At 43.4% G+C, this 21,003-nt stretch carries 23 protein-coding genes and 1 riboswitch; of the genes, 13 read left to right on the forward strand and 10 right to left on the reverse strand.

All coding sequences use genetic code 11. The features are described from left to right. The first annotated feature begins 1 nt into the window (after nucleotide 1). From AC503W_RS04365 to AC503W_RS04375, 3 genes are all read left to right on the forward strand, one after another. Nucleotides 2-1,258 (forward strand): pyridoxal-phosphate-dependent aminotransferase family protein, encoded by a 1,257-nt coding sequence (locus tag AC503W_RS04365; protein ID WP_494916202.1) that lies wholly within the window; start codon nucleotides 2-4, stop codon nucleotides 1,256-1,258. 53 nt (nucleotides 1,259-1,311) lie between these two features. Beyond that, nucleotides 1,312-2,661, forward strand: a complete 1,350-nt coding sequence (locus AC503W_RS04370; RefSeq protein ID WP_494916204.1) for an allantoinase — start codon at nucleotides 1,312-1,314, stop codon at nucleotides 2,659-2,661. Nucleotides 2,662-3,045: 384 nt separating this feature from the next. Further along, nucleotides 3,046-3,639 carry a DedA family protein gene (locus tag AC503W_RS04375; RefSeq protein WP_402955488.1) on the forward strand — a complete coding sequence of 198 codons (594 nt, stop codon included), beginning with the start codon at nucleotides 3,046-3,048 and terminating at the stop codon, nucleotides 3,637-3,639. 43 nt (nucleotides 3,640-3,682) lie between these two features. Here AC503W_RS04375 and AC503W_RS04380 read toward each other — a convergent pair whose 3' ends face one another. Then, nucleotides 3,683-3,865 (reverse strand): YjcZ family sporulation protein, encoded by a 183-nt coding sequence (locus tag AC503W_RS04380; protein WP_402955491.1) that lies wholly within the window; start codon nucleotides 3,863-3,865, stop codon nucleotides 3,683-3,685. A 210-nt stretch (nucleotides 3,866-4,075) separates the two neighbouring features. Here AC503W_RS04380 and AC503W_RS04385 point away from each other — a divergent pair, with 210 nt between their 5' ends. From AC503W_RS04385 to AC503W_RS04405, 5 genes are all read left to right on the forward strand, one after another. Beyond that, nucleotides 4,076-4,819: a metallophosphoesterase family protein gene (locus AC503W_RS04385; protein WP_427687994.1), complete on the forward strand. Its 744-nt coding sequence runs from the start codon at nucleotides 4,076-4,078 to the stop codon at nucleotides 4,817-4,819. A gap of 72 nt (nucleotides 4,820-4,891) precedes the next feature. Next, on the forward strand, nucleotides 4,892-5,029 hold the full coding sequence (locus AC503W_RS04390; RefSeq protein WP_402867602.1) for a hypothetical protein: 138 nt from the start codon (nucleotides 4,892-4,894) through the stop codon (nucleotides 5,027-5,029). Nucleotides 5,030-5,180: 151 nt separating this feature from the next. Beyond that, nucleotides 5,181-6,104, forward strand: a complete 924-nt coding sequence (locus AC503W_RS04395; RefSeq protein WP_402867603.1) for a cation diffusion facilitator family transporter — start codon at nucleotides 5,181-5,183, stop codon at nucleotides 6,102-6,104. A 208-nt stretch (nucleotides 6,105-6,312) separates the two neighbouring features. Further along, nucleotides 6,313-7,002, forward strand: a complete 690-nt coding sequence (locus AC503W_RS04400; protein ID WP_402867604.1) for a response regulator transcription factor — start codon at nucleotides 6,313-6,315, stop codon at nucleotides 7,000-7,002. Further along, the gene (locus AC503W_RS04405; protein WP_402868516.1) at nucleotides 6,992-8,419 is read left to right on the forward strand and encodes a HAMP domain-containing sensor histidine kinase; all 1,428 of its coding nucleotides are present in this window, start codon (nucleotides 6,992-6,994) and stop codon (nucleotides 8,417-8,419) included. Before AC503W_RS04400 ends, AC503W_RS04405 begins: the two co-directional genes overlap by 11 nt. Nucleotides 8,420-8,473: 54 nt before the next feature. Here the strand turns inward: AC503W_RS04405 and spx are convergent, their stop codons facing one another. After that, nucleotides 8,474-8,869, reverse strand: a complete 396-nt coding sequence (spx, locus tag AC503W_RS04410) for a transcriptional regulator Spx (protein WP_402867605.1) — start codon at nucleotides 8,867-8,869, stop codon at nucleotides 8,474-8,476. A gap of 179 nt (nucleotides 8,870-9,048) precedes the next feature. Between spx and AC503W_RS04415 the strand changes: the two genes are divergently transcribed. Then, on the forward strand, nucleotides 9,049-9,210 hold the full coding sequence (locus AC503W_RS04415) for a hypothetical protein (RefSeq protein WP_402867606.1): 162 nt from the start codon (nucleotides 9,049-9,051) through the stop codon (nucleotides 9,208-9,210). Continuing rightward, nucleotides 9,207-9,860 (forward strand): molybdate ABC transporter permease subunit, encoded by a 654-nt coding sequence (gene modB / locus AC503W_RS04420; protein ID WP_402867607.1) that lies wholly within the window; start codon nucleotides 9,207-9,209, stop codon nucleotides 9,858-9,860. The genes AC503W_RS04415 and modB overlap by 4 nt, the downstream gene beginning before the upstream one ends. On the opposite strand, the gene AC503W_RS04425 is transcribed toward modB, so the two are convergent. Further along, nucleotides 9,861-10,304, reverse strand: a complete 444-nt coding sequence (locus tag AC503W_RS04425) for a GNAT family N-acetyltransferase (RefSeq protein ID WP_407407825.1) — start codon at nucleotides 10,302-10,304, stop codon at nucleotides 9,861-9,863. It lies immediately after the preceding gene. A gap of 109 nt (nucleotides 10,305-10,413) precedes the next feature. On the opposite strand from AC503W_RS04425, the gene AC503W_RS04430 reads away from it, so the two are divergent. Both AC503W_RS04430 and AC503W_RS04435 read left to right on the forward strand, forming a co-directional pair. Further along, on the forward strand, nucleotides 10,414-10,908 hold the full coding sequence (locus AC503W_RS04430; protein WP_402867609.1) for a hypothetical protein: 495 nt from the start codon (nucleotides 10,414-10,416) through the stop codon (nucleotides 10,906-10,908). A 203-nt stretch (nucleotides 10,909-11,111) separates the two neighbouring features. Continuing rightward, nucleotides 11,112-11,309, forward strand: coding sequence for a cold-shock protein (locus AC503W_RS04435; RefSeq protein ID WP_028393295.1), 198 nt, complete (start codon nucleotides 11,112-11,114; stop codon nucleotides 11,307-11,309). Nucleotides 11,310-11,374: 65 nt separating this feature from the next. On the opposite strand, the gene AC503W_RS04440 is transcribed toward AC503W_RS04435, so the two are convergent. From AC503W_RS04440 to AC503W_RS04450, 3 genes are read right to left on the reverse strand one after another with little or no spacing between them, the layout of a single operon-like run. Next, nucleotides 11,375-11,812, reverse strand: coding sequence for a flavodoxin domain-containing protein (locus tag AC503W_RS04440; protein WP_494916211.1), 438 nt, complete (start codon nucleotides 11,810-11,812; stop codon nucleotides 11,375-11,377). Then, nucleotides 11,784-12,836 (reverse strand): ribonucleotide-diphosphate reductase subunit beta, encoded by a 1,053-nt coding sequence (locus AC503W_RS04445; protein ID WP_494916213.1) that lies wholly within the window; start codon nucleotides 12,834-12,836, stop codon nucleotides 11,784-11,786. The genes AC503W_RS04440 and AC503W_RS04445 overlap by 29 nt, the downstream gene beginning before the upstream one ends. Nucleotides 12,837-12,878: 42 nt before the next feature. Beyond that, nucleotides 12,879-15,173, reverse strand: a complete 2,295-nt coding sequence (locus AC503W_RS04450; RefSeq protein ID WP_494916215.1) for a ribonucleoside-diphosphate reductase subunit alpha — start codon at nucleotides 15,171-15,173, stop codon at nucleotides 12,879-12,881. Between the two features lie 137 nt (nucleotides 15,174-15,310). Next, nucleotides 15,311-15,492: riboswitch (cobalamin riboswitch) on the reverse strand. 288 nt (nucleotides 15,493-15,780) lie between these two features. Here AC503W_RS04450 and AC503W_RS04455 point away from each other — a divergent pair. Next, nucleotides 15,781-16,710: a manganese-dependent inorganic pyrophosphatase gene (locus AC503W_RS04455; RefSeq protein ID WP_402867612.1), complete on the forward strand. Its 930-nt coding sequence runs from the start codon at nucleotides 15,781-15,783 to the stop codon at nucleotides 16,708-16,710. 48 nt (nucleotides 16,711-16,758) lie between these two features. Here AC503W_RS04455 and AC503W_RS04460 read toward each other — a convergent pair whose 3' ends face one another. The 4 genes from AC503W_RS04460 to AC503W_RS04475 form a co-directional block, all read right to left on the reverse strand. Then, nucleotides 16,759-16,905 carry a hypothetical protein gene (locus AC503W_RS04460; protein ID WP_402867613.1) on the reverse strand — a complete coding sequence of 49 codons (147 nt, stop codon included), beginning with the start codon at nucleotides 16,903-16,905 and terminating at the stop codon, nucleotides 16,759-16,761. 81 nt (nucleotides 16,906-16,986) lie between these two features. Continuing rightward, complete coding sequence (locus AC503W_RS04465) at nucleotides 16,987-18,435, reverse strand: SulP family inorganic anion transporter (protein ID WP_494916217.1); 1,449 nt, start codon at nucleotides 18,433-18,435, stop codon at nucleotides 16,987-16,989. Nucleotides 18,436-18,757: 322 nt separating this feature from the next. After that, nucleotides 18,758-18,946, reverse strand: coding sequence for a hypothetical protein (locus AC503W_RS04470; protein WP_402867615.1), 189 nt, complete (start codon nucleotides 18,944-18,946; stop codon nucleotides 18,758-18,760). A gap of 624 nt (nucleotides 18,947-19,570) precedes the next feature. After that, entirely contained in the window at nucleotides 19,571-20,788 is a 1,218-nt protein-coding gene (locus AC503W_RS04475) for an MFS transporter (protein ID WP_494916220.1), read from the reverse strand. Between the last annotated feature and the right edge of the window lie 215 nt (nucleotides 20,789-21,003).

The following is a 21,003-nucleotide window of genomic DNA, read 5'->3' on the forward strand; positions in this document are numbered from 1 at the left end:
AATGGCATATAAAGAATTATGCACACCGGTCAGGACCATCATGACTCCAGGGCCAGTGGAGGTGGACCCCCGGGTTTTACGGGCGATGAGCACTCCGATTTTAGGGCAGTTTGATCCTGCCTTTACGAATATTATGAATGAAGTAATGGAAATGCTTCGTCTCGTATTCCAGACGAACAATCACTGGGCTTTTCCAATCGACGGGACATCCCGATCCGGAAATGAAGCGATACTATGCAGCATTATTGAGCCTGGCGATAAGGTCCTGGTTCCCATTTTTGGGCGGTTCGGTCATTTGCTGGTTGAAATTTGTGAGCGATATGGTGCGGAAGTGCATACGATCGAATGTCCGTGGGGGGAGGTTTTTGATCCAGCGGATGTCATTGCGGAAATCAAGAAAATATCCCCGAAAATAACGGCAATTGTTCACGGGGAAACGTCCACAGGATGCATGCAGCCGTTAGCGGAAATCGGTAAGGCCTGTCGGGAGCAAGATGTTTTGCTTGTGGTCGATGCGGTTGCGTCGATTGGAGGAACGGAGGTAAAGGTGGATGAATGGTATATTGATGGGTTGATAGGCGGTACGCAAAAATGCCTGTCCGTTCCTTCGGGTATGGCGCCAATCACATATAATGAAAGAATTGAAAAGATCATTCAGTCCCGTAAAAAGGTGGAACGGGGGATTGAAACAGAAGAAGATCGTCAACGTATTTCTAGCCATCGTCCCATTCCCTCCAATTATTTCGATTTGGGCATGCTGCAGGATTATTGGGGACCACGTCGTTTGAACCATCATACAGAAGCAACTTCGATGATTTATGCATTACGTGAAGGACTACGCCTTGTGCTCGAAGAAGGATTGGAACAGCGATTTGCCCGCCATAGGCATCATGAGTCCGCACTTGTTGCTGGCATCAAGGCGATGGGGCTTACGTTATTTGGGGATGGGAAAAATAAATTACCATGCGTAACTTGTGTTGAAATTCCAGAAGGGGTGGATGGAGAGCAAGTCCGGTCGATGCTATTGAATGAATTTAGTATCGAAATCGCATCCTCGTTCGGTCCCCTTCACGGGAAGATTTGGAGAATTGGAACAATGGGATTCAGTTGTCGGAAAGAGAATATTCTCTTTGTGCTGGCTTCTTTGGAAGCGGTCCTTTTACGCCAAGGGTTCGAGGTGAATCGGGGGGGAGCTTTGCAGGCTGCACTCGACATATACGTAGGGGAATCGGGAAAACGGATCGGAGTGAAATCATAACGGGAAGGTGACTTTCTGTATCTTTTGCCAAACGATTTGAAGGAGTGAACAAGATGTCCACATACGAACTCATTATCCGTAATGGCTACGTGGTAGTGCCTGAAGAAGTGAAAAAAGCCGATGTTGCCATCCGGGACGGCAGGATTGCCGAGATTGGCAATCTGATCGATGATAAAGGGCTCGAAGAATATGAAGCATCGGAACACTATGTTTTTCCTGGAATGATTGATGTTCATGTCCATTTCAGTGAGCCGGGACGTGCCCATTGGGAAGGGTTTGAAACCGGTTCGCAGATGATGGCAGCAGGCGGATGCACGACCTATTTTGACATGCCATTGAATGGGATCCCTTCCACGATTGATCAACTGGCGCTTCTTGAGAAGGCGAAAATCGGTGAAGCGAAGTCGGTTGTCGATTTTGGTTTATGGGGTGGTTTGGTACCCGGAAATATAGATGAATTGGAAGGGCTAGCTAAATCAGGGGTCATTGGTTTTAAGGCCTTTCTTTCTGCGACGGGCAATGATGAGTTTGAACGGGCGGATGATTTAACTCTGCTTCATGGTATGCGGGAAATCGCCAAGTTGGATAAGATCTTGGCACTGCATGCCGAAAGTGATTCAATTACTCGCTGGTTGAAGCAAGTGAAAGAGGAGCAAGGATTATACAGCGCTGACGACTATGCGGCGACTCGTCCCGTATTAGCAGAAGCAGAGGCAGTCGAACGAGCCATTACATATGCAGAATTGACAGGATGCCGACTGCATTTTGTCCACATCAGCAGTGCATTGGCGATAGAAAAGATAGAACGGGCCAAGCGACGTGGCCTGGATGTAACGGTCGAAACCTGTCCTCACTATCTACTATTCAATCAAGCTACACTCATCGAGAAAGGGTCGGTAGCAAAATGCGCACCTCCACTTCGTGAGAGGGACGAACAGGAAAAGTTAATTGCTTTATTAATAGAAGGAAGGTTTGACATGATTTCATCAGATCACTCCCCAAGTCCTTATGAAATGAAGGATCCTGCGGTGCATAACCTGTTCGAGGCATGGGGTGGAATAAGTGGCGGGCAGTTTTCCTTACTATCGATGATCGAACTGGCCATTACATACGATATTCCTTTACCGAAAGTGGCTGATTGGATAGCGGCAGCACCTGCTGAGCGATTTGGACTTTCTTCAAGGAAGGGACAAATCAAGGAAGGAATGGATGCGGATCTTGCTGTTATTTCCCTGAGTCAAAACTATACAGTCAGTAGGGACAATTTTTATGCCAAGCATAAGCAAAGTGTCTATATGGGCCACACCTTCCCCTGTCAAATAACCGCCACCTTCAACAAGGGAAAGCTAGTCTATGATAAGGGCGAAATCAGGAAACAGGCGCGGGTAACGTGGCTAAAATAGTAGGGAAATCGAATTGCACATCTAATATTACAATATTATATGAAGTGGAAAGAAGGTGATTCTCCTATATTTGGATCGCCTTCTTTCGTTGTTTTTGCGGAAAGGGTGAAATGAAAAATCTATATAGTGTAGACTAGTATAGGTATAAGTAGCGATGAATGCAGGGAAGAGACTATCCTCCAACGGTACTAGAAAAATATCCCGGTAATAAAACGTTGACTCTTTATGAACCGTTGTTATAGGATTACGGTATGAAAAAATGTGTAATAGGTATAAAATCCACACGATAGATACCGGTAACTGTCCTTTTAGCAAACAAAGGGTGCCCGTGAACAGCGGGGGCATCCTTTTTTATATGTAATTGTCAGAAAGGGGGAAACCTCTATGGAATCTTTGATCATGGATATGATCGAAGCGTTTAAATCTTTATCTTATTTCGGGGTGTTGCTTGCGTTAACATTTGAATTCATCCCAGCTGAAGTCGTTCTGCCGCTTGCCGGCTATTGGGTATATCAAGGTGAATGGAATTTAGTCTTGACGATACTGGCTGGTTCAATTGGTGGGGTAACGGGTCCATTGACACTTTACGCCCTAGGAAAGTATGGGGGAAGGCCGCTAGTAATGAAGTTTGGGAAGTACTTCTTGGTGAAAGAGGAACAGCTGAACAAGGCTGAGTACTTCTTCGATAAGTATGGAGCGGGAATTGCCTTTTTCGGAAGATTTGTTCCCGGAATCCGTACGGCCATTTCATTACCTTGTGGTATTTTGAAAATGAATATCTGGAAATTCATGCTTTATACATACTTGGCGATGCTTCCCGTGACCACGATTTATGTATATCTAGGATATAAGTTAGGGCCGCAATGGGAGCAAGCTGGAGCGATTTTCGCGCAATACGCGAATTTCTTGCTCATCCCAATCGTCCTGATCGTCATTTGGCTGTTCTTCAAAGCAAAGAAAAGAAAAACGAATCAATAACAAAGAAGGCGCCTGGTATAGGCGCCTTGTTTTATTTAGTTTGTTAGCAGCATCCGCCGTAACCTCCGCCGCCATAACCTCCGCCGCCGCCGAAGCCCCAGCTACAACCAATGATGACTAGTAAGATGAACAATACGATCAATAAGGCAAAGCCGTTATCGAAACCTCCGCCACCGCACCCATCATTGCATCCATTGTTACATCCATTATTATTATAACCACCCATTTAACTTCCTCCTCATAACATTTATGATTTACATACCTAGCAAAACATCTTTACTGGGAATACTCCATACTATGTATTCTAGGCCGAAGTGTTTGCTTATTCATTAAAAATGGGCGTGGGTAGACAGGGGGAGATGAGCCCGAATAATTTTTCCTGGATTTTAAAGATGTTATAATATACCACATATATAGAAGGGGGCTGGTCTTCTCCGTGAAAGTTGCGATTATGACAGATATACATGGCAATGCTTCGGCATTGAAAGCCGTTCTTAAGGAAATTGATGATAGAAATGAAGTGGAGCGAATCTATTGTTTGGGGGATATGATCGCAATAGGACCCGATACCAATGACGTCTTGGATTTGTTATTTTCGAGAGATGACCTAACGATGATCAGTGGAAATCATGATGAAGCCGTATTGGCCATTGTTAAAGGGGAGGAACATCCAACGGGACATGTCCATGTTAAAGAGCACCATGAATGGATTGCGAAAAGGATGGACCCACTATTCGTGCCGCTCCTGGAAAAACTGCCTCGCACCCTGGAGGTTCCGGTTCATGACCGCACTCTTTTCTTCACCCATTATCATATGGAAAAGGAAAAGAGGAATGCACACATCAGTGAAAATCCCTTCAGCAAGATCGTTGAACCCAATTTAGCTAACTTGGAGGCCCTTTTTAGAAATCGGTCAGAAGATTTGATAGGATTTGGGCATCATCATCCTCTTCATCACTTTCAAAACGACCAAACGATTTTCCTGAATCCCGGATCGCTTGGGTGCAATAGTGAACCAATTGCACGGTATGCCGTGGTTACCATCGAGGACAACGGCATTCAGGTTCATCTGGGAAATGCGTCGTATGATAATGCTGCCTTTCTTTCGTCCTACAAAAAGTTACAGGTCCCGGAGCATGAATTCATTATACGTGCCTTTCATGGAAATCAGATGATATAGATCCAAGCATAAAACATCTTCCTGAGGATATGATAAAAGTCAAACTGTTACATATTCGAGGAGGAGAGTCCCATGAAGGATTCGGAACAGAACCGTCATCTTCAAGATCCCGAAAATGCAGAGCAGCAACATAGCCTCGTCTGCAATGATGAATTATTCAATAAGGACCTGCGTGCTATCGTCGATGATACCATGCAAAATGAAGGATAGCTTGTTAGGACACTGTAGGACATCGCCTGCAGTGTTTATTTTTGCCCTCCCGTACCTTTTACGCTTTAAATGGGTAAGTCAATCATTTGAAACCATTCTGAAATTATCCCATACTATATATAAGGTTATAGATACGAGAGGAGGGGAAATCATGGGACATCATGAGGGTCACTCCCATGACCACGGACACCACCATCATCATTCAGATAATAAAAAAGCTCTGCTGGCGTCGTTTGTGCTGATCTCGACATTCATGGTAATCGAAGTGATTGGAGGGTTCATGACGAATAGTCTGGCCTTGCTATCGGATGCAGGGCATATGCTGAGCGATGCAGCGGCTTTGGGGCTCAGTTATGCAGCGATTAGGCTAGGCGAGCGAAAGGCGACCCAATCCAATTCCTTTGGATACAAGCGTTTCGAAATCATTGCCGCTTGTTTAAATGGTTTGACGTTAATCGTAATCTCGGTATTCATTTTCGTAGAGGCGATTCGGAGGTTTGTAGATCCGCCTGAGGTTCAAAGTTTGGGAATGCTAATGATTTCAATCATTGGCTTGTTTGTGAATATCATTGCCGCATGGATTCTAATGAGTGGCGATAAAGAAGAGAACCTGAATGTACGGAGTGCTTTTTTACATGTAATCGGCGATATGCTCGGTTCAGTGGGCGCCATTGTGGCAGCACTATTGATTTACTTTTTCGATTGGGGAATGGCGGACCCCATCGCGAGTATGATTGTCGCAATTCTAATAGTTATAAGTGGGTATAGAGTGGTGCGCGATTCTTTCCATATTCTAATGGAAGGCACACCAGAACGAATCGACATGGAAGAAGTGAAAGAGAATTTGAAGGAATTGCCGCATGTATCGGATGTCCATGACCTCCATATCTGGACGATTACCTCCGGATTTCTCTCGTTAAGCTGTCATGTCGTCATTGATGCTGGTGGAGACCACGATTCAACCCTTGCTGTTGCCCAAAAACTGCTTCATGACCGACATGGGATTGAACATAGCACGATCCAAGTGGAAAAACAGGATGTGGGGTGCCCGAACCCGCATGAGACATGTAATTGAAACAAGGCCGGCTCATCGATGAAGCCGGCTTTTTTGATGTGTCGTATTTCGGATGAAACCGAGAAGTGTCCAAAAATGTCGAGGAATGATTAGATGAACATATTCCTGACACATTAAGGGGATATGATGGGGGATAAAAGACTGATGCACAGTTAGGTTGGATAATGCAATATGATTCAACTATAATTTAAGAAGGAGGAATTCCTTTATGAAAAAAATTCTAGTCGTTGAAGATGAAATTGCCATTTCGATGGTGTTGAAAGCATATTTACAGCGTGAAGGGATGGAAGTCGTACAAGTTTTCGATGGACTCAAGGCTATTCCGACCTTCGAAGAAACGAACCCTGATCTGGTTCTACTTGATGTGATGCTGCCTGGTAAAGAGGGCTGGGACATCTTGAAAGAAATCAGGGAGAAGGATATGTGTCCCGTGATCATGCTGACGGCATTGAATGATGTGGATTACCGCCTATCCGGCTTTAAGTCGGGAGCGGATGATTATATTTCCAAGCCCTTTGTGGCGGAAGAAGTGATGGCCCGGGTGCATGCCGTTTTAAGGAGGAGCTCGACACCTGTCGTCGAAGAAAAACATGTACATCAATTTGGCAGCTTGTCCATTGATAACAAGGCCTATGCGGTGCACTTAAAAGGGGAGGAAATCAGCTTGACGCCCCGTGACTTGTCATTGCTCATTTTTTTCGCGAAGCACCCCAATCATATTTTCACGAGAGAGCAACTCCTCGATCAGGTGTGGGGCATAGACTATGACGGAAGTGACCGTGCCGTGGATTTGGCCATCAAACGAATCAGGAAAGCCCTCGATGCCTGGCCATCATCTGAAGGGGAAATTAAAACGTTGCGTGGATTGGGGTATCAATTGAGTGTCTATGAAAACTAGGAAACGGACTACCTTGCAGCTCTATTGGACAAAAAGATATGTATTGACGTTGATTTCGGGCTTATTGCTATTATCTGTCTTTTCCTTATGGTGGATGGAAAAAACGGCCCTGGAATATAGGCTGAGCCTGCTTAAGTATTTAGCGGATGAAACGTCCGACCGGGCAATGAAGGAGAATGGCCAAATTGTCGTCGGTCCCATCCTTTCCGAAATCGTGGAAGAAAGGGAAAAAATCCTTCAGCTCAATAAGCAACCGATCATCTATATCGTTGACCCTGATGGCAGTATCATCTATACGATGCCTCAATTATATCTTAATGAAGATAATAGTAAGCTTCCTCACGCCATCATGGATAGTCAGGAATTGATCCAGAAGGTCAAGATTTCCGAAAACAAGGTATTTGTCGTCAAGTCGCCGATCACATTTGAAGGCGAGACAAAGGGGTGGGTCGTCATTGCCCAGGAAGAAGGGGCATTAAAGGAAGTCAACCAGGATCACGGTTTGCTTGCATTCCTGATAGGAGGTTTGCTATGCCTTGGGACGGGCGTCATTTATTTTCTTTCAAGAAAGATATCGAGACCCATCCAAGATGTGGCTAACGCTGCTGTCCAAGTGCGGGAAGGCAACTATGATATCCATTTTAAAGAAGAAGAGGAGATACGCGAAGAAGAGATATACGAACTCGTGGAATCCTTCAAGGAAATGACAAACCGGTTGAAACTCATGGAGAAATTACGGGCCGAATTGCTTGCTGGTGTCACCCATGACCTGAAAACACCGGTCACATCCATTAGCGGGTTGATTCAAGCGGTAAGGGATGACGTGGTTACTGGCGAGCAAAGTAAGGAATTTCTTGATATATCCTTGAAGGAAACTCAACGCCTACAGGTGATGATCGAGGATTTGCTGGATTATAATGCAATGTCGGCCGGTGCCTTTAAAATTCGATTGGAAAGAGAAAATCTAAATACATTCATTCAGGAGATCGCTTATCGTTGGCAGATTACCCAGGAGGATCAGAACTTCACCCTGAATGTGCAGGTTCCCGATGAACCGATTCATGGGCAGATTGATTCACTGCGGATGCAGCAAATTATCATAAATCTGTTGAACAATGCGAAGCATTCCCTGGATGGCAATGGTCAAATCGAGATAGGTCTCTATGATCTGGAAGATTCCCGAATAGGAATCGACGTGAAGGATAGTGGACGCGGCATTCCGCAACATGAACAACAGTATGTGTTCGAACCCTTTTATCGGGGCGAAAACAAAAAACTGAAAGTGCGTGGATTAGGATTGGGCCTTCCCTTCAGCAAGATGCTTGCTAAAGCACAAAAGGGAGACCTCGTGTTGAAAGAAAGCAATGAACAAGGGACGATTTTTACCATTACAGTAGAGAAATCAGCGCGGGTATAACAAAAAAAGGGTTGTCCATTTCTAGTGGACAACCCTTTTGTCAGGTATAGTTGATTAGGCGAGTTGGCTGATGGCACGCCACAATTGAATGTGACGGACTTTTCTTGGAAGGAAGCGGCCCATTTCTTCTTCATTATAGCCAGCATGCAAATTCTTATGATCAAAAATGATCGGGCGACGTAATAAATCTGGATTTGCTTGAATGAGCGTACAAAGGTCGTTAAGTGGGGTATTATTTATATCGATATTCAAGCTTTTGAATTTTTTGGAACGGGTTGAGATGATTTCATCTGTACCGCCTTCCGTTTTACGTAAAATCGCTTTGATTTCTTCTATAGATAAAGGTTGAGAATATAAGTTCCGTTCATTGTAGGAAATTTCATTTTTTTGAAGCCAAGCTTTTGCCTTACGACATGCTAAACTGCTTGGTGTAGTATAAATTGTAACCATTAAAATCGACTCCCTTAAGGTTTCATATTTTTTATAGGTTTTTTTTGGGTTTTTGCTTTTTCGGTTTATGGGTTAAAATTATTTTGTATTTGTTATACTCTTACTTTAACGTTTGTATGTGTCAGCAATATGTCAAGAAAAATAAACTTAAAAGTTTTTTTGGAAAAGGGAGAATTCGAATGTGGATGTTTAAAATATCGGGAGTGCCTGCATCTGAAGGAAATCCGGGGAATAGGATGAGGGTGGCTGAGCCGTTTTTAGCTAAGGAAAACTATTTCTTAGAAGAGCAACTGTTGCGTTTTCCTTCATTGATGATGTCGACTGTGGGGCAAGGATCATGACCGCGGACTTTTGGTCACCTGTCAGACTGTCCGTTCAGATAGCCGGAATCTCGGGAATCCTCGTCTTTATTATAGGAATCATGCTTGCCCGCATCATGGCCAAAAAGCGCTTCAGAGGAAGGGTCATCCTGGAAACCGTGTTTTTGCTGCCCCTTGTATTGCCGCCTTCCGTCGTCGGGTTTTTACTGATCGTGTTTTTCGGTAAAAACGGAACGCTAGGTCAAGTCATCGAGAAGGTGTTTAGCCAACCAATCATGTTCACCTGGTGGGCGGCGGTTATTGCTTCTACCGTTGTAGCCTTCCCGCTTATGTACCAATCGGCCAAAACGGGTTTTGAGGGCATAGATGAAGAAATAGAAAATGCCGCGAGAGTGGATGGAGCGGGTGAATGGAAGTTATTCTGGTATGTATCCCTTCCATTAGCCGGCAAATCCATCCTGACCGGAGCGATATTGAGTTCAGCACGAGCCTTGGGGGAATTTGGGGCGACACTCATGTTTGCTGGTAACATCCCGGGACAGACCCAGACGATACCGACCGCGATATATATAGCCATGGATTCAGGGAATATGACTCTAGCTTGGCTATGGGTCGGTGTGATCATCGCCATCTCTTTCATTATGCTTTTCATCGTGACGTACATAAAATGATTATTTTTCGTATAAACTAATGAAAAATTGAGGTGCGACTTCTACGTCTTTCTTATGTATAAAGCCATTTTTTTCATACAGTTTACGTGCAGGCATGTTCAAGGTACCGGTCGAAACGGATAGCTTCTTCCATGGAATCGTCAGTTGTAGGTGGGTAAGAAGGGCCTGTGCAATGCCTTTTCGGAAATGATCTGGGTGTACGACCAATCGGCAAATCTCTATCAGTCCATTTTCACTTTTATAGGAAATGGCCCCGGCAACCGTATCGTCAACAAAAAAACCGATAAATGCTTCTTTGCAGCGTAAGAATTGGTCAAACGTTTCTACCAATGGAGGTATTTCGTCAAACCCAACCAATTCCGCTTCCACTGCATAGGCTTTTTTTTGAAGGGAAAACAGTTGTTGTCCATGGATGGAGCGTAATTCTGGAATATTCATCATCATGCGTAAATCATCTCCTTATAATCCATTATAATAGAAGTAGGTAAACAGAATGATGGTTTCTTGTGTTATAATCGACAAACAAGATGAACTAATGAAATGAGGAAGAAATTTGTTAACATTTGAAGAAAAATTAAGTATCATTGAAACTTTCCCGGAATTAGAACGGAAAGATGTTTCACTAGGACGCGTCAATTTCCATTTTCCCGGCAGTGTTCAGGAGAAGAAAATTGTCGTACAGCACCTGCATCCGAATGGCAATGGCTTCGTATACGCAGGGCATTTGAAAAAGAAGGAAACAGACCGCAAAGGATTCATCAATATACGTGACTATTCCGAAGAGGAATTAAAAGCATTGATCAAAACTGCCCTATCCTATTTATCCGAACCTCCTGTTATGCAAGAAGAGGAGGCGGACGATGAGTTCGCTAGGTTGGAGGGAACTTGGATTGGCCGTGAAAAGCAGGAGCTTTCGCTTGTTAGAGAAGATCAGCTTTGGAACGTATACTCAGGACCGAACTTAGAGGAGTGTTTCGAAAGTCCGATCGAAGCGGAGCGCTACCTATTGGATGAAGGATTCCGTCAAAGTAAAAAAAGAAAAATGTAGAATTTTAGGATAATTTGTCGGCAAAATTACTCCCATTAATATTGTTTTCAGTTAATTACCCATGATATAATATGGGTAATTATTTTTGTTCGGAATAAGTTGTTTGATAGAAGGATTTACCGTTTTAGGGTTCCTCTTGAGACATTATCCAGAACCAAAAATAGTATAAAAATGGATTTTTTCCAAACACAGGAGGAACTAACATGGTACAAGGTAAAGTAAAATGGTTCAACGCAGAAAAAGGTTTCGGTTTCATCGAAGTTGAAGGACAAGACGACGTATTCGTACATTTCTCAGCTATTCAAGGTGAAGGTTTCAAAACACTTGAAGAAGGCCAAGAAGTTTCTTTCGAAATCGAGCAAGGCGCTCGTGGACCACAAGCTGCTAACGTTCAAAAATAATTGAATGTTAATAAAGACCCCAATTTGGGGTCTTTTTATTTTGTATTTACAAGCTTGGGAGTTTGTTAGTTTGTAAATAGAGAGGCGAACTTTTTTATCCTGGGTAGGTCCGCTTCTTGATACATTTGTTCGATTTTCAATGTAGCGACCAATTGGCTCTTGGCAAATAGCATGTCACGAAATTGGTCGACGGCTCCGCAAAAATGATTGTAATTGGTTTCACCCGTTCCGAAGACTCCTGTTTTCAGGTGTGAAATCGGCATTTGCTCTAGCTCCGAATAGAAGGCGGACATTCTGGCAGGAAGCTCGCCATTTCCCCAAGTATAAGTACCGACAATCAACGAATCATACTCATGCACTGTACGTATATCAAATTCAAGAACCCGAAATAGCTCTGCTTCGGGCAAAAGGGATGCAAGGACTTCAGCAAGCGCCTTTGTATTGCCTCCTGCCGAATGATGGACGATGGCGGTTTTAAAGCTCATCGAACCCGTTGCTTGCATTTACTTGGCTATAGGTCCTTGATTTTTGCTCGAAGAAGTCGGTCTTAGTCAGCCCGATGGATTCATCGTCGAACGTTTTGATCCAGGGCATCGGGTTCTCACTATACTCTTGATACAAGTTTTCAAGTCCAAGCATGCGTAATCGTTTGTTGGCGATATATTCGATATACTCGTTGAACTCTTCCAAATCGAGATCTGCTTTCGTTTGGATATCCTCAAGCATATATTCGGACCATTCCTTTTCAAGCTCGACGGCCTTTTCAATCGTCGTATAGATGAACTTCGTATTGTCTTCATTATTCAGTTCCGGATATTCATACATTAAAATTTGTATAAGCATGCCAATGAAATCGAAATGGACCATTTCATCGCGATGAATATAGGAAATCATCGTTGCCGAACCGGTCATCAGGTTTTGACGGCCCAGATTGTAGTAGAAGGCGAAAGCCAGGTAAAAATAGATCCCTTCAAGGTTCGTGGAATGGATGAGCGCCTCGAATAAGTGCTGAGGGCTAGGATCGTCCACGAATGTTTGGTAGGCATCCACGATCGGTTGGTTCCGCTTGATCACTTCCGGGTGTTCTTTGATCCGGTTAAAAAGCTGTTTTTGCTTGCCGACAGGAATCAAGGAAGCAAGGATGTAAGAATACGATTCATTATGAATGGATTCCTGCTGGGCCATGTTGGCGAGGATCGCCTTTGCTGCCGGATCCTTGATGTATCGAAGGATTTCCACTAAAGTCGGTGTCTGCAGGCTGTCCATCCCGGCAATCATCGTGAGGATGTCGAGGAAAGCGTCCTGGATATCCTCATCCAATTCACCCCACTGCTTTTTATCCTGAATCATGTTCACACTCGATGGCTTCCAAAAATTGTTGATGAGCTGTGTATAGGTATCATAGAATTTTTCATACTGAATGTCGTTCCAAAGGAGAAAGCCTGAAGCTTCTCCTTTGAAAACGCCGGTTGCCTTGGTAGGATGGGTTGGTTCGAGCATCCTGATTTTCTTGATATGGTTTGTCATCTGTAAAATCTCCTTCAATAAAGTAAATTCCATTCCCACTCGTTAACTGGAGCAGCTCTCACAGGCATTGTCGTATTCGGATGAAGTGGAACGAAGATAATAAGTCGATTTCAATCCGCTTTCCCATGCTGTTAGGTGGATGTCCAATAACACTTTAGCCTTGATCGTGTTTTGTACATACAGGTTGAAGCTGATGGCTTGGTCGATATGACGTTGACGTGCTGCATTTTGCCTGATGCTTTCCTTTTGGTCCAAATGGAAGCGCGTTTTTTTATAGTATTCATACGTAGTGGGCGTCAATCCAGGCGCTGTCACTTTAAATTTGAAGTTTTTCTTTTCTTCATAAAACTCGATTTCATATAACGGGTCGATGCCATCCGTGGAATGACCGATTTTGGCAGTCGATGAATTGGGGGCGATTGCCATTAAATAGCCGTTTCGTGTACCATACTGCTTTACTTCTTCTTTTAATTCCAACCATTTTGGATCTCTATAGTCACGAAGGTCGAAATACTCCCCCGTTTGCCAATCGGACCCTTCGAAGTATGGGTAGGTTCCTTTTTCCTTGGCCAATTCATTGGATGCTTTAATGGTTAAATAAGCGATTTTCTCATATAAGGTATCGGCGTACTGAACGGCTTCATCGGACTCCCAGTAGATATTTTGCGTCGCCAGTAAATGATGCCACCCGAAAGTTCCTAAGCCGATGGAGCGGTAGCGTTTATTCGAAATGGAAGCTTGCTTGACCGGTAAGGTATTCACGTCAATGACGTTATCGAGCATGCGGATCTGAATCGGGATCAGTCTCTCCAATACATCGCTGTTCACCGCGCGAGGCAGGTTGATGGAAGAAAGGTTACAGACAACGAAATCCCCGCTTTTGCGAACTACGACGACATCGCCATCTTCCGTTTCATATTCGTCGGTGATCGTTGAAGGGCTTAAGTTCTGGGCGATTTCCGTACAAAGGTTAGAACAATAGATCATCCCTTTATGCTTGTTCGGGTTCTTTCTGTTCACTTCGTCCCGGTAGAACATATAGGGTACGCCTTCTTCTAATTGTGAAATCATGATACCTTTCATAATGTCCATCGCTTTGATTTTCTCGAAACTATAGCCTGGAAGTATGCCATTCTCCGCCGCCTCTACAGCAAGGGCGTAATGGTCCCTGAAACTGCCTTCCCCTTTTTTCTCGTCATAAAAATCTTCGAGGGAGAACCCAAGGGTTTGCTTCACGGTATGCGGGTCGAAGAGATACCAATCTTTCCGGTCACGCACGGCTTCCATGAATAAATCGGGGATGCAGACGCCCGTGAAGATGTCATGCGCCTTTAAGCGGTCGTCGCCGTTTTGCGTCTTCAAGTCAAGGAAGCTCATGATGTCCTTATGCCACGCATCCAGATAGATGGCGATTGCGCCTTTACGTTGCCCCAATTGATCGACGCTGACGGCCGTTTGGTTAAAGAGGCGAATCCAGGGAGTCGTGCCTGAACTGTTACCGGAAAAACCGCGGATATCAGAACCAAGCGAACGGATTTTCCCGACATATAGACCAACGCCGCCCCCGAACTTGGAAACTTTTGCGGCATCATAGTTTGATTGATAAATTCCGTCGATGGAATCCTCGATTGCATCGATGAAGCATGAGCTCAATTGCCCGTGTGTCTTTCCGGCATTTGAGAGGGTAGGGGTCGCTACCGTCATATATAGGTTCGACATTGCCCAGTAGGCTTCTTTAACAAGCTGCAGTCGGTGTTCCGTTTTTTCCAGTCTCATGATTTCCATGGCAATGATCATGAAGCGCTCCTGGGGAAGTTCATAGACCTTGTCTTTTTTTGGACGGGCCAAGTAGCGATCATTCAAAAGATAGATTCCGATATATGAAAATAGTTTATCTTTTTCCGGATCGATGACCGAACCCAATTCTTCGATTTCCGTTTTTGTGTAGGAGTCGAGAAGCTCTGCTTTATAAACAGGGTAACGTTGGCCTTCATGCTGCTGAGAGAGTTCTTGAATCAATTCATAGAAAGGTCCATAGTTCCGGCCTTCATAGCCCCGGTTCTTTTGGGCATCACGATACATGGTATTCAATAGTTCCCTTGCGGCGACGAATGTCCAGTCCGGGGCATCGATATCGACACTTTCAAGTGCAAGCTGGATCAACTTTTTCGATGTTTGTTCTTCTGAAGCATCACCATTTCGATCGAGCCATTTAGTAAAACGCTTTTTGAACTTTTCCATATCAAGACGGCCTTCGAAATCCTTGGATAACATGTCCAGCTGGATTGAATTTGTTTCTGTGTCATCTTTTATGGTAGGGTTATATGTTTGAGTCATAAATGTTCCTCCTCTTAAATGTACGCGAATAAAAAAAAACCGCCCAATAAATTGAGCGGATCAAACGATAGGATAAAAGAGCCATGAAAAAATAGCCATTACACTATCGTTTCATCATCTCAATCCCCGAAGAATAAGAAACTTGAAAAAACCAGGCAGGTCTCCTGACTCATGATCATCCTACTTTGAGTCCTTCCCGTATAGAGAGCTATACAGTGGTTTTCTCATTTCGTCACATTTACAGTTGCGGGGACAGTTCCGGGTTCACACCGGATTCCCTTTTCAGCCATCTCTGGCACCTTGGTTAATAATTCTATATATAGTTATTTATGTTGTTATAAAAGTCAATATCTAGTATGTATGCTTATATTATCGTAAGCCATCCATGCTGATAATTCAACATATATATTTGTGAAAAACTGATTCATATCTATTGACAAGGTCGGATAAAGGAAGAGGATGATGAAAGAATATAGGGAGGAATACAAAATTCCATCGCGGAATGTCAGGGTTTTTGTGTTAAAATAAATTGCATAGCAAAACTAGGGATTCTGATTATGAAAAGAAAAATCCCTGCCAAATCATTTAGGAAAAAGGAGAAAAAATCGTGGAAAAAATATTAGTTTTTGGACATAAGAATCCGGATACCGACACTATCTGTTCAGCAATCGCTTATGCTGACCTAAAAAAACAGCTGGGCATCCAAGCTGAACCTGTTCGTCTTGGTGAAGTGAATGGCGAAACACAATATGCGTTGGACCAATTTAAATTCGAAGCACCCCGCCTTGTTGAAAAAGTGGCTGGGGAAGCGGATGGCGTGATTTTAGTCGATCACAACGAACGCCAGCAAAGTGCCGAAGACATCGACCAGGTACGCGTATTGGAAGTCATCGACCATCATCGTATCGCTAATTTCGAAACAAGTGATCCTTTATATTACCGGGCAGAACCAGTTGGCTGCACGGCTACTATTTTAAATAAGATTTATAAAGAAAACGGAATTGAAGTGCCTAAAGCCATTGCAGGACTTATGCTTTCAGCCATCATTTCCGACTCTTTATTATTCAAATCGCCTACTTGCACAGAGCAAGACGTCGCAGCTGCTATGGAATTAGCGGAAATTGCCGGCGTGAATGCTGAAACATATGGCTTGGAGATGCTAAAAGCGGGTGCTGACTTGAGTGACAAAACCATCGATCAGCTCATCACACTTGATGCAAAAGAATTTTCAATGGGAACGGCAAAAGTTGAGATTGCTCAAGTGAATGCTGTTGACCCGAATGAAGTGCTTGCAAAGCAATCAGAAATTGAAGCAGCGATTCATGCAGTTATTGCCGCGAAAGAATTGGATTTATTCTTATTCGTCGTAACGGATATCTTAACGAATGATTCCGTTGCCTTGGCTCTAGGAGCATCAGCGGATGCAGTGGAGAAAGCGTATAACGTAACATTGAATAAGAACATTGCTGTATTGGAAGGCGTCGTATCACGTAAAAAACAAATTGTACCAGTTTTAACAGATATCTTCGCTAAGTAATAAAAAAAGGACCCGATGCCACTTTGAAAGTGTCTTCGAGTCCTTTTTTCAATTCAACGCTTCTTTCTCTTTTTCATACGCAATCACGATAAGCTCTTTGTTTGATTCCTCACGTATTTTGCCTTCAAAGAGTTTTAACTCATTGAGAAGGTCAGGTGATAAATCTGCAGCAGTATAATCCTGTTCGGATGACATGATTTTCCCTCCAATCCAGAGTATCATTCACTCTAGTTTGGCGGTTCAGCAAGAATTTATGCAGGGAAGCCATGCATCCTTTTACTTTTCATATGAGGCGAGGTTCTTTAGCAGCTGAGAACTTTCCTGATCAAGTCCGAGCACTTGAACCGTTTTCCCCTGTACTCTGTATTTTAAGATGACTTTCTCGACGGCGCCTACAGCCGAGGCATCCCATATTTTCGAATTGGAAAAATCAATGATGATGGAATCTGCTTTTTCCTTCGTATCAAACTTCGAAATGAAGTCTTGGACCGATGCAAAAAACACCTGGCCTTTTATTCGATAAGTGATTTGCCGATCCTGGTTGTCCGCTGTTTTCTCGACAGACACTTTTGAAATTTTAGCCGAGAAGAAAATCATACTCAAGAGTACCCCGGCGAATACGCCTTTGGATAAATCATGCGTATAAAGAACAACGATAACCGTTACGATCATGACTATCGCCTCGGTTTTAGGCGTGATACGGAGCCTCTTCAAGGAGGACCAATCAAACGTCCCGATGGAAACCATGATCATGACCGCAACAAGGGCGGCCATCGGAATTTTAATGAGGACATCATTCAATAACACGATCAAGATTAACAAAAAGGCCCCGGCGACGAAAGTGGACAGCCGACCTCGTCCCCCGGATTTGATGTTGATACCGGATTGTCCAATCATTGCACATCCGGCCATCCCGCCGAAGAAACCGGCCACGATGTTCGCTATTCCCTGACCTTTGGCCTCCCGGTTTTTATTGCTATCCGTATCGGTCATTTCGTCAACGATTTGAGCCGTTAGTAAGGATTCAAGCAATCCGACAAACGCTAGGGCAATGGAATAAGGAAAAATGATGGTCAATGTCTCGAATGATAAAGGGATATCCGGAATCAAGAACATGGGAAGAGCCTCGCTTAATTGCCCCATGTCGCCTACGGTCCGTACAGTAGCCCCTGTTGCAACGGCCACGATGGTCATGAAGATGATTGCGACCAGCGGGGAAGGAACGACCTTGGTTATCCGTGGGAATAGGTAGATGATGGCGAGTGAACCAGCTGTCATGACATACATGACCCACGTTTCCCCTTTGAAATGAGTGAGCTGGGCCATGAAGATCATAATGGCCAAAGAATTCACAAAGCCAGTCATAACCGGCTTCGGTATAAACTTCATGAGCTTCCCAATCTTAAAGACGCCCAGTAGAATTTGAAGGATCCCAGTTAATATGGTTGCGGCAAGTAAATAGTTCAAGCCATGATCCTTTACAAGGTCAACCATCACGAGTGCCATCGCCCCGGTCGCCGCTGAAATCATGCCTGGTCTTCCACCAACAAAGGAGATGACGATGGCGATGCAGAAGGAAGCATACAATCCCACCATCGGGTCGACCCCGGCAATGATGGAGAAAGCTATTGCCTCAGGAATTAAGGCCAGGGCAACGACGATTCCGGAAAGTACGTCTCCGCGAACGTTGCAAAACCACTCCTGTTTTAATGTAGATATATTCAAAACGACACTTCCTTTTTCTCTATATAAGTATGGATTGGCTATTGTAACGTACTAGATTATAGCATGACTTCATTATTCTATCTATGGATTCATAATTGAATGGAAATTTCCTTATTTATATCAATTAGGCCAAATAGAAAGATTCAAGTGGGCCACCTTCAACAAAAAAAGACCAGTGATGGTCTTTTTTTGTTGAACTTACGAGTCATAAGTAAATTCCGGTTCCTTACACTGTGGGATGAATGAAATAATACTATGAAAGGGGTGGACTTGATTGCATGAGTATGTAGAAGCATTAGAGAGAGGAGGGGGCATGTCCTGCTTATTCTTCTTTATGTATAATGCTAGATTTACATGCTGTACAGGTAACTTCTTTGTAATGCTTGAAGATGATCTTTCTAAGATCTCTTCTGGTTAACATAGCGAATACATTGTATCGCGTACCACATACACACGTATGTTTGTCTTTTACGATGTGTCTTTCATCCGTTTTGATAGTAGGAAAAAGCATTTTAACCCTCTTTTAAACTAATTTTAGGCGAAAAAAAACCAAGAAAAAAGTAAATCTTGGAAATCTACCCACCGCGACAAAAGCTTGATATGTCTGGTTTGTGGATTTTCACCTTAAATAATCTTAACATAAAAAAGAATCAAATCTATAAATATACAGAAAAACACGATAATGTTTAAAAAAACAGAAGGAGGAAAACGAGGGAATGAATAGATATCCCTAGGACTTAGGGTTTTCGTTTAAGAACTTTTCCCGACAAGATCTGCAGGTGATATCGGAAACCGATTTAAACTTAACCTTCTTCAGGTCTTTTTTCTCGAATATTCCCCGGTAGTTATGAATAATTCCACATTCACAATAACGCTGATCCTTGATGATGTGAACTTTTGCATAATATGTGAAGGTCGGATACATGTTGACACCCCTTGTTAGGTATATATTACTAGGTATATTATACTATTTTATTATAGCTATGTAAAAAATAAATTTCTAAGAAATTGGGCAAAGAAAAGTTCTGTTACAGAGAGGGTCCAACCATCTTGTTGGGTAAGTTTGAATGAAAAAGAAGACACCCGTTAGATGGATCATCTAACGGGTGTCTTCTTTTTGCTAAAGGTCTTCTAATCAATGTGAATGCCGGGCCAACTCCGGGTTGCGATGCAACGCCAAATACAGGACCAGTCCTGCTAACAGCAGCAGGAAGCTGGTCGTTATAAAAACGGCTGAAAATCCATAAAATCCTGCAACCATCCCTCCCATTGCCGGGCCGATGATATTGCCTAAAAAACGGAGACTAGTATTATATCCAAGCACTTCCCCCTGCATGGCAACGGGAGCCTCTTGGCGGATATAGGCAATCCTTACAGGGATAATTCCCCCTATGACTATACCTAATGCAAACCGTACAAATACAAGTTGCCAAAAGTGATTGATGAAAGCTCCAGGCAAATATACGAGTGCTGTGAGGAAAAGAAGGAGCACCAGAATCTTTATATGCCCATGGTGGTCGCCTATCCTGCCCCAGTACCTGGCCATCAATAAGTTTCCGAGACCAGCTGCGGAAAAGGCGATGCCTGAGTAAAAAGCCAGATTAGTAGTTCCGTGCAGTTCCCCGACATATAAAGATAGAATGGGTTGGATGCTGAAATGAGCCACCTGGACAATCGTTGATATGAGCATGACATTCACTAGAATGGGGTTCCGTAAAATGTGCGAGAGGACCTCCCGGCTCGAATACCTGGCTTTTGTTCCTTTTTGTCGCTGAACTTGATATTCCTTGGTTGCGAATACAAGAAGTCCAGAGACGAAAATTGTGATGGAAGTGAACTTAAACGCTGTTGAGTAGCCGAGAGTATCCGCAAGTACGCCGCCAATCAATGGTCCGAAAAGGGAGCCGGTTATATTCCCCGTTTGAAGAGTACCCAAGACCCTTCCGGCAATCTCTTTAGGTGTCTGTGTGGAAATGAAAGCTTGTGACATGGAGATGAAGCCAGTGAATATGCCCATGAACATTCTTAATAAGAACAACTGCAGGACATTTTCTACAAATCCCATCAAGAAAATCGATAGGCCCATACCGAAGGCGCAGGCAATCAGGATTTTCTTTCTACCATAACGGTCCCCGATTCGTCCCCAAATGGGGGAAAACAAAAAGGCGGTCACAAAGGTAATTCCGAATGTCCACCCCGACCAATGCTGGACATATTGTGCCGAATAATTGCCAAATGTACCGATGTATAACGAGATGAAGGGAAGAACCATCGTCATGCTACCACCGATGAAGAAGTTGGCAAACCACATGATGAAAAGATTCCGTTTGGCCAATTTAACATCCATATACATGTAACACTTCTTTCTACCTGATATTTACCATTCAGTATACAGATTTACCCTATTCTATTAAATGTATTTGATTCAGACATGCTTCAGGGCAAGAAAAAAATCTAGTTTGAAAAAGTTGTTTTTTAATGAAATACCCAGTGTTATACTAACTAAATACTAATTTTTCAGAAAATATAAAATATTTGATGAAAGTTAATATTTCAAATAGTAAGGGG

The organism is Peribacillus suis (assembly GCF_059384845.1).